This is a genomic window from Halomonas sp. C22 (assembly GCF_007655045.1).
GTDB classification, from domain to species: Bacteria; Pseudomonadota; Gammaproteobacteria; order Pseudomonadales; family Halomonadaceae; genus Vreelandella; species Vreelandella hamiltonii.
In genome coordinates, this window is the sequence record NZ_VBVC01000018.1 from 1 (window position 1) to 8,223 (window position 8,223).

The window sequence follows — 8,223 nt, forward strand, 5'->3', positions numbered from 1 at the left end:
TATCGCGCCATAGTGACGCAACACAGAAAAACTACGAAGGCATAGTGGTTGTGCTGCGAGAGTTATGGCTAATGTCAGCTGGCCTTATCCAGCTCAAGGAACCGCCTAACCCGTTCACTACCAGGATTATTAAAAAACACATCCGGCGCCGATTTTTCAATAATGATTCCTTTATCCAGAAACACCACTTGATCTGAAACGTTACGGGCAAAATCCATCTCATGCGTGACGATGATCATGGTGTAGCCTTCCTGTGACAGGTTACGCATCACCGCCAGCACTTCACCTACCAACTCAGGGTCTAATGCGGAAGTGGGCTCGTCAAACAGCATGACCTTAGGCTGCATGGCCAGCGCACGTGCAATGGCGACCCGCTGCTTTTGTCCCCCAGAAAGTGTGCACGGATAAGTATCCGCTTTCTCTGCCATTCCTACTTTTTGTAAGAATCCCATACCACGCTCCCGGGCTTCCTCTTTTTTCAAGCCTTGAACATAGATGAGTGCTTCGGTCACATTTTTGAGTACCGAAAGGTGCGGCCATAAATTGAATCCCTGAAAAACCATGCCCAGCTGAGTGCGTACTTTGGCCAGCTCTCGTCGAGTCATCGGTTTGCGGGAGTCCTCCCGAACCCCGATACGTTCTCCGTTAATACGTATCTCGCCCCGGTCAGGCACTTCCAACCAGTTAATACACCTTAGCAGTGTGGACTTGCCTGACCCCGAAGACCCCAGAATACTGACCACTTCGCCACTGCTAACATCGAGACTGACATCCCTGAGGACTTCTGTACCGTCAAAACTTTTGGATAGATTGTTGATGCTCACTTCAGAATATTCAGGCATTGCTAAAACCTCTTTTTTCACCAAGGCGCCCCAGCAGGCGGATGCTTTGCTCAAGCATTAAACTGATCGCCCAGTAGAAGCCAATTACCACAATAAAGGCCTCCATAGGGATGAAGTAGGTGCTTGATAAGCTATTAGCAGCAGCCGTTAACTCCCTCACGGTAATGATCACCAGAAAGGCTGTGTCCTTAAGCAGGATAATCAGCTGGTTTCCCATCACCCCTCTCGTGCGGAGAACGAGTTGTGGCAATATAATGCGTATGAAAATGGACGGACGTGAAAACCCTAAAGCTGTTGCGGCCTCTTCCTGTCCACTGGACAAGGTGACCCGGCTGCCGCGCAAAATTTCGGCAAAATAGGCACCATGATAAAGAATCAAGGCTGACACACCCGCCTGCCAGGCGCTTAAGCGTATTTCCAGACTAGGCAGTCCATAATAGAAAAGGTACGCCAAAATCAGAAAAGGCAGCATTCGCATACCATCAATGAAAATGCGTAGTGGCGTCTTCAACCTGGGCTTGGCGCCTTCCATTATAAAGACGAGCAGGCTTCCCAATAAAAAAGCAGCAATCGCGGAAATGACGAAGATGGTGACGGTATTTCCAAACCCTTGCCAGAACACATCGCGGGAAGACCATAGAATTTCCCAGTTGCTCATACTCCCTCCCTGACATATCAGGCATTAATACAATGGCTTACATAGCTAATCGATTTGCCTTACGTTCAGCGATCCGCTGACCCCATACCAGGAATCCGATAATCGCCATATACAATAGAGCGGCTGCCAGAATGGGCGGCAAAGGATCATAGGTCACCGCTGAAATACGGTTGGTCACACGTGTCAAATCAACAATGCCGATTACCGCAATTGCTGGGCTGCCTTTCACTAGAAAAGACATTTCGTTGACCAGGTTAGGCAAACTGGTGATCACCGTTTGAGGTAGCATGATGCGTCGAAAATACGTCCAGGGTGTCATCCCTACTGCCATCGCGGCTTCACGCTGGTCATTAGAGAAATTGTTAAAGGCTGAACGCCAGATTTCTGCATTGAACGCCGTAGTATTTAGCGTCAAGGCCATGATGGCCGCCACATTGCGATCCAAGTTGATACCGAAGGTCGGGCCTGAGAGAAAGATAAACAGCACAAGGGTAACCAACGGGGTGGCTCTTGCAATACTGATATAGGTGCCCAATAGCTGATGTATGAAAGGCAACCTTGCCAAACGTATCAGGGCAATAATGAGGCCCAGCACCACACCCAGTGCAATAGAGACGGCAGATATCCAGGCTGTTGTCCATGCTCCCTGAAACAACAACCCCCAAGCGCTACTATCCATGATCGAGACCCCTCTCTGTGTCACAGGAACCCGGCTTTAAGCCGGGTAGCCTGCTCGCCATTGGCGTTAAAGACTCGTTCATTAATGACACTGGCGGTTACATGCCAGCCATTTGGTGAAACTCTTCAACACTCATTATCGGGGTAGTAGGTAGTTCCTCGAACGACTCACCAAACCAGGTTTCCTGTAGTTCGTACAAGCGGCCTGACTCTCTAAGGTGAGCCATGAAGTCCGTCAGATAAGTAAGAAGTTCAGGGCTATTTTTGGGTACCGGCCAGGCAACAAACCCCGGCCCGGATACCGCCTGTCCCGCCTCGAATACATCACCACGCGTACTTATAAGATCATTTACGGGTACCGCCGAATTGATGACGTAATCCAGTCGACCATTGGCAAGATCAGCATAGATTTCCGGGTAGGCCTCATATTCCATGACATTTCCCAGTTCACCGCCTGTTTCTTCGAGCATGGCTTCAAGCTCGGGCAGACGTGTCAGCAGGACACTCCCCGCCTGCACGCCAACCGTCATACCATCAAGGTCCGCCACGCTGTTGATACGATCATCACCTGCACGCTTAATGTAAAAATGCTGTGCCGAGGCAAAAGGTGGTGCGTAATTGAAGACCCGCAGACGTTCATCCGAGACTGATGCACCAGTAATCGCCACGTCATACTGGCCGTTCGATACAGCGGCCAACAAGCCTGTCCAGGGTAAGATTTCCTGACGAATTTCAAAGTCAGCGTACGCTTTAAGCTCAGTCAGCACATCTTCGATAAAGCCATCCGGATCACTGCCATTCATAAAGTTGAAAGGCGCATAGTTATCTTCAGTGGCAACACGCATGTAACCACGCTCCTCGATTTCCGGAAGATCTGCCGCCAGCACCATCACAGAGGCACTCATGGCTAGGCTTCCTAGGGCTAGTACAGCGCCCCTTCTGAAGGCTCCAGGCATCGTTGATGCGACGAGCTTACGAGTTAGTGATTGATCAATAAGAAAATTAAAAGGCTGCATGGTGAGTTCTCCGCAAGACGCCTGCTCAAGGCATTGTTCAATCAAGCTGCCAGCCGCCATGGGCATGCTGAACGTCCCACCACCTTAGAATTTTCGTCACTATCTGCTTAGAGCCAGTTGCCTGACAAGATATGGACAGTTGTATGGCACGCATAATGCACGAGCATGATGGGCTGTCGCCCGAGAAGGCAGCATTGCTGCCTGCAACAGCGTTACGGAAAGGAGTGACTCTATGATTCTCGGCTTAACGCTGCACAAAGACACAGACCGCTGTCTGCAGGAACAACTGAGGTCAGCACTGCTTGATGCCATTCACTCTGGCAGCTTGCCTGACAATGAGGCTCTGCCCTCATGCCGCAAGCTCTCCAAGCAACTCGGGGTATCTAGAAACACGGTCGCTATCGTGTATGAAACGCTTGCTGATGACGGCTATATCATCAGCCGACCACGCAGTGGCTATTATTTGCACCCGGACTATCATTTCGACCATTTATCGGAGAAAGCGTCGCATCGACCGCCACAGAGTTCCTCTTGCCAAAACAGTATACGGCATCACATTAATGCAAATACCACTGATCACGCACCACTATGGAACGCCAGACTCAAGCAGCGTCCTAGCCATTTTGAAGGCGTATTAAAGCCAAGCAACTGGCACGCTTACCCTTACTCCTTCATATATGGCCAGCTAGATCCGCAACAGTTTCCACTGTCACAGTGGCGTGGCATTACTCGGCGGCTGCTGGGCGCCACCCGGGAGAAAAGTTGGCTGAATGACTGCATTGATCAGGACGACCCTTTGCTGATCGAGCAGTTGCGCCAGCGTGTCCTACCTCGAAGGGGTATCTTTGCCAGAGAGGATGAAATTCTGATCACCCTAGGCTCGCAGAATGCGCTTTTTCTACTTTCTCAGCTCTTGCTGGACTCACACAGCCATGTCGGCATGGAAAACCCAGGGTATAAAGAAGCTGCCAATATTTTCCAGCATTGCGGTGCGCAGCTGGTATTCCATGATATTGACCGAGAAGGCATGGTGATCGATCAACGATCAAGCCGGTGTGATTACCTCTATGTGACCCCCAGTCATCAAGTTCCGACCGGTGTTAGGATGACGCTGGCTCGTCGCCGAGCGCTTGAGGCGCAGGTGATGCGCCATGATCAAGTCATTCTGGAAGATGACTATGACGCAGAACTGCATGGTGACAAACAGGCTTTGCCCGCCATGAAAGCGGGCTCTGTGGGTCATCGCGTCATTTATTTCAGCAGTTTATCCAAAGCATTTGCGCCAGGCCTGCGCCTTGGGTATGTCGTTGCAGACGCTGAACTCATTAATGAAATGCGAGCGTTGAGGCGGCTGATGTATCGTCATCCACCAGCGAACATTCAACATCAAGTTGCTCAATTCATTGCTCAGGGGTATTACGAGAAGTATTTAAGAACACACATCGACGACACTGACCGGCGCCGGGACATTTTGCGCGAAGCACTACAGCGCCATATTCCGGACCTTGCTTGCTGCAGCCATTCCAGAGCCAGCGCCTTCTGGATGAGCGCTACTCCTGACATAGATACACAGCGGCTTGCTTGGCAGGCCTCTCAACAGGGTGTATTGATTGAACCCGGATTTCAGCATTTCTTTGATGCGGCTCCTCCGCGCCACTTCCTGCGCCTTGGGTTCCAAGCCATAGCCCAGCGCCAGATCGTTCCTGGGATTACAACCCTGGCTAAGGTGCTGGCACGTTAACTTGGCTTGATCATGCCCCTATCTCAGTTATCACCTGCTGAACAGCATCATGTCACATCGGCCACGCGCAACTGGCCCTAAACCTTAGACACTATTCCCCGCTAAGGTCATAGACCACGTCACTGAGGGGAACCACATCATGACAGACGTCCACTGGCTGCTACCCGGCACACTGTTAGCACTTCTTGCTGGCGGTATTCGCGCCTATACCGGCTTTGGTTTTGCCATGACGTTAGCGCTGGGACTGCTTTGGTTTCTTCCCCCTCTGCAGGTCATCGTGGTGGTTCTGATGCTGGATATTCTGGGCGCTCTCGGGCTGGCTCGGCGCGCCTGGAAGGCCGCAGAAAAAACTCTACTTGCCCGCTTGGTTCCCGCCATGCTTGGCATGTCATTGCTGGGCACCCTGGTGATGGCATCACTGCCGTACCACGTCGCTAAATTGCTTATTGCAGGACTTTGTTTGGTTGGGGCTGTGGCAACGTTTTTACCCTCGGGCCTTATAAGCCGCTCTCGCAGGCGTGACAGGATCATGGCGGTTCCTGCCGGTGCTGCGTCAGGATTAGCCATGGCAGTGGCATCTGCCGGTGGACCTCCTCTGATGCTGTATCTGATGCACACCACACTGGGTGCCGCCCAAGCCAGAGCAACCGCCATCGTTTTTTTTATAGCGGCCAGCAGTACAGCACTTTTCGGTTATAGCCTTAACGGCGCCGTGCCCTTATCAGCCTTCATCATGACTGGCGTGTTATTGCCTGCTGCACTAATGGGCGCCTGGTTAGGACAGTACTGTTTCCACCGCTTTCCACCTGTTTCTTATCGTAAAAGCGTCAGCCCGCTACTGATCGTGATGGCGCTATGGATTCTGGGGAATGAGCTGTGGCCAGGAGTTTCCGGCGCTGCAATGCCGTAAGGCGATGTGCGGATTCACCGGGGGGCGTTAGTTGCTATTCAGGCACTTGTCCGCAAGAGCCACCGTGTATTTATCGTTTCGTGAACTCAAGGAGATATGCATGCCCGTCATTTTCATTACCGGTGCAACATCCGGATTTGGTTTGGCAACGGCCAGACGCTTTGCACAGGCAGGCTGGTCACTGGTACTGACTGGCCGTCGAGAAGGGCGTTTGAACGCCCTGAAAGAGGAGCTTGCTCAATATTGTGCCGTTCACACTCTGACACTGGACGTATGCAACCGTCAGGCCGTCCAGAATGCGGTAGCGACCTTACCAGCCTCCCACCGGTACGTTCAGGTGCTAGTCAACAATGCTGGGCTGGCGCTTGGTACCGAACCGGCCCAGGCCTGTAACTTCGATGACTGGAAACAAATGATTGATACCAATATCGCAGGGCTGGCCAGCGTCACTCATGCCCTTCTTCCGACCCTGATTGACCATGGCCGGGGCGCTAGCATCATCAATCTAGGTTCGATTGCCGGGCGCTGGCCGTATCCTGGCGGCAATGTCTACTGTGGCACCAAGGCATTCGTCGATCAGTTCTCTCACGCACTACGCTGCGATCTCTCGGGCACCGGTGTGCGCGTCACCAACCTGGCTCCTGGCCTTTCAGAAAGTGAATTCACGTTAGTACGCACAGGCGGTGATCAGCAAGCTTACCAACAACTCTATGAAGGCGCTGAGGCCATACAGCCGGAAGACGTTGCAGAGACCATTTTATGGCTGGCTAATCTGCCCGCTCATCTAAACATCAACCACCTTGAAGTCATGCCAGTGACCCAGTCCTGGTCACCCTTTTCTGTTTATCGTCAAACACAAGATACCTAATCAGGAGCACATCATGATAAAGCTGACAGAAAGCACACCAACAACACAGCCAGAAGCCTGCGAGTTGGAAGACCTAAAGAACCAGGATCAACAGCATGTGTGGCACCATCTGACGCCTGGAGCCGCAGCGGCAAAGGGTGTCCCTATGTTTGTACGCGGTGAGGGGCTTCAACTCTGGGACAGTGACGGCAATCAATACCTGGACGCTTCGGCCGGAGGGGTCTGGGTAACCAATGTCGGTTATGGGCGCCGTGAAATTGCCGACGCCATGTACCAACAGCTGCTGGAGCTCAACTATTTCGCCGGCTCCATGGCTAGCAAACCCGCCACTCGGTTTGCCACTCGCCTACTGGAAAAGATGTCTGGGTTCAGCCGGGTGTATTATTCAAGCTCAGGCTCCGAGGCCAATGAAAAAGCCTTCAAGATGGTACGCCAGATCAGTCAAAAACATTATCAAGGCAAAAAACAAAAGATACTTTACCGCGACCGCGACTATCACGGTACGACCATTGCCACGCTAAGCGCATCTGGGCAGAACGAAAGACGCGACCACTTCGGGCCTTTTGTGCCTGATTTTATTGCTATTCCACACTGCTGTGAGTATCGCAATCAGTACCCAGATGCCGAACACTATGGGCTGCGTGCCGCCCAAGCGCTGGAAGACGTTATCCTACAGGAAGGCCCAGACACCGTCGGAGCAGTGATTCTTGAACCGATTACAGCTGGCGGAGGCATCATCACGCCCCCTGAAGGATATTGGCAGCATGTCAGCAACATTTGCCAGCGGCACAACGTACTGCTGATCATGGACGAAGTCGTCTGTGGCCTGGGGCGTACAGGCGCATGGTTTGGTTACCAGCATTTTGGCATTCAGCCAGACATTGTCACTATGGCCAAAGGGGTTGCGTCTGGGTACGCAGCCATTTCGTGCACCGTCACCAGCGAGCACGTTTATGCCCTTCTACAGGAAAGCGAGGGAGATACTCTGGGCTATTTTCGTGATATCTCCACCTTCGGTGGCTGTTTAGCGGGCCAGGCAGCCGCATTAGCCAACCTGGAAATCATTGAGCGCGAAAATTTAGTAGATAACAGCGCCCGTATGGGCAAGCGGCTATTAGACGGTTTCCGCACATTAGCTGAACACTATCCGATGATAGGCGATGTCAGGGGGATGGGACTTTTTGCAGGTATTGAGCTAGTGGAAGATAAAGTCACCAAAGCTCCTGTTCATGAGCGCATTCCCACTGCTATTGCCGCCGAATGTAAACAGCGTGGGCTATTGATTGGCCGAACCAACCGTAGCATGAGCGGCTATAACAACATTCTCAATTTCAGCCCTGCGCTCATCGCTAGCGAAGCGGATATTGACAATATTGTGCGTATTCTGGATGACGCTATGGCCAAGGTATTTAATATGCAGCCCGCATGGGCTTAACCAAATGATAGGCATTATTAATCATTTTCTGGAGAGATCCCCCATCTAAAACCGTCTTGGATAGACCGATGAGGC

The 8,223-nt window shown here is 52.0% G+C and carries 8 protein-coding genes; 4 read left to right on the top strand and 4 right to left on the bottom strand.

Translation table 11 applies throughout. The annotated features are described in order from the left end of the window. Positions 1-74: 74 nt before the first annotated feature. From FEU76_RS18355 to FEU76_RS18370, 4 genes are all read right to left on the bottom strand, one after another. Complete coding sequence (locus FEU76_RS18355; protein ID WP_096921628.1) at positions 75-842, bottom strand: amino acid ABC transporter ATP-binding protein; 768 nt, start codon at positions 840-842, stop codon at positions 75-77. After that, positions 835-1,500, bottom strand: coding sequence for an amino acid ABC transporter permease (locus tag FEU76_RS18360; protein WP_096921629.1), 666 nt, complete (start codon positions 1,498-1,500; stop codon positions 835-837). The genes FEU76_RS18355 and FEU76_RS18360 overlap by 8 nt, the downstream gene beginning before the upstream one ends. A 37-nt stretch (positions 1,501-1,537) precedes the next feature. Then, positions 1,538-2,179, bottom strand: a complete 642-nt coding sequence (locus FEU76_RS18365) for an amino acid ABC transporter permease (protein WP_062361076.1) — start codon at positions 2,177-2,179, stop codon at positions 1,538-1,540. A gap of 97 nt (positions 2,180-2,276) precedes the next feature. Next, positions 2,277-3,083, bottom strand: a complete 807-nt coding sequence (locus FEU76_RS18370; protein WP_227407447.1) for a transporter substrate-binding domain-containing protein — start codon at positions 3,081-3,083, stop codon at positions 2,277-2,279. A gap of 343 nt (positions 3,084-3,426) precedes the next feature. On the opposite strand from FEU76_RS18370, the gene FEU76_RS18375 reads away from it, so the two are divergent. From FEU76_RS18375 to FEU76_RS18390, 4 genes are all read left to right on the top strand, one after another. Further along, positions 3,427-4,935, top strand: coding sequence for an aminotransferase-like domain-containing protein (locus tag FEU76_RS18375; RefSeq protein ID WP_096921630.1), 1,509 nt, complete (start codon positions 3,427-3,429; stop codon positions 4,933-4,935). 139 nt (positions 4,936-5,074) lie between these two features. Beyond that, a complete protein-coding gene (locus tag FEU76_RS18380) occupies positions 5,075-5,845 on the top strand; it encodes a sulfite exporter TauE/SafE family protein (RefSeq protein WP_096921631.1) in 771 nt (256 codons plus the stop codon). 100 nt (positions 5,846-5,945) lie between these two features. After that, positions 5,946-6,713 (top strand): SDR family NAD(P)-dependent oxidoreductase, encoded by a 768-nt coding sequence (locus FEU76_RS18385; RefSeq protein WP_062361069.1) that lies wholly within the window; start codon positions 5,946-5,948, stop codon positions 6,711-6,713. Between the two features lie 13 nt (positions 6,714-6,726). Further along, on the top strand, positions 6,727-8,148 hold the full coding sequence (locus FEU76_RS18390) for an aminotransferase family protein (protein ID WP_096921632.1): 1,422 nt from the start codon (positions 6,727-6,729) through the stop codon (positions 8,146-8,148). Positions 8,149-8,223: the final 75 nt, after the last annotated feature.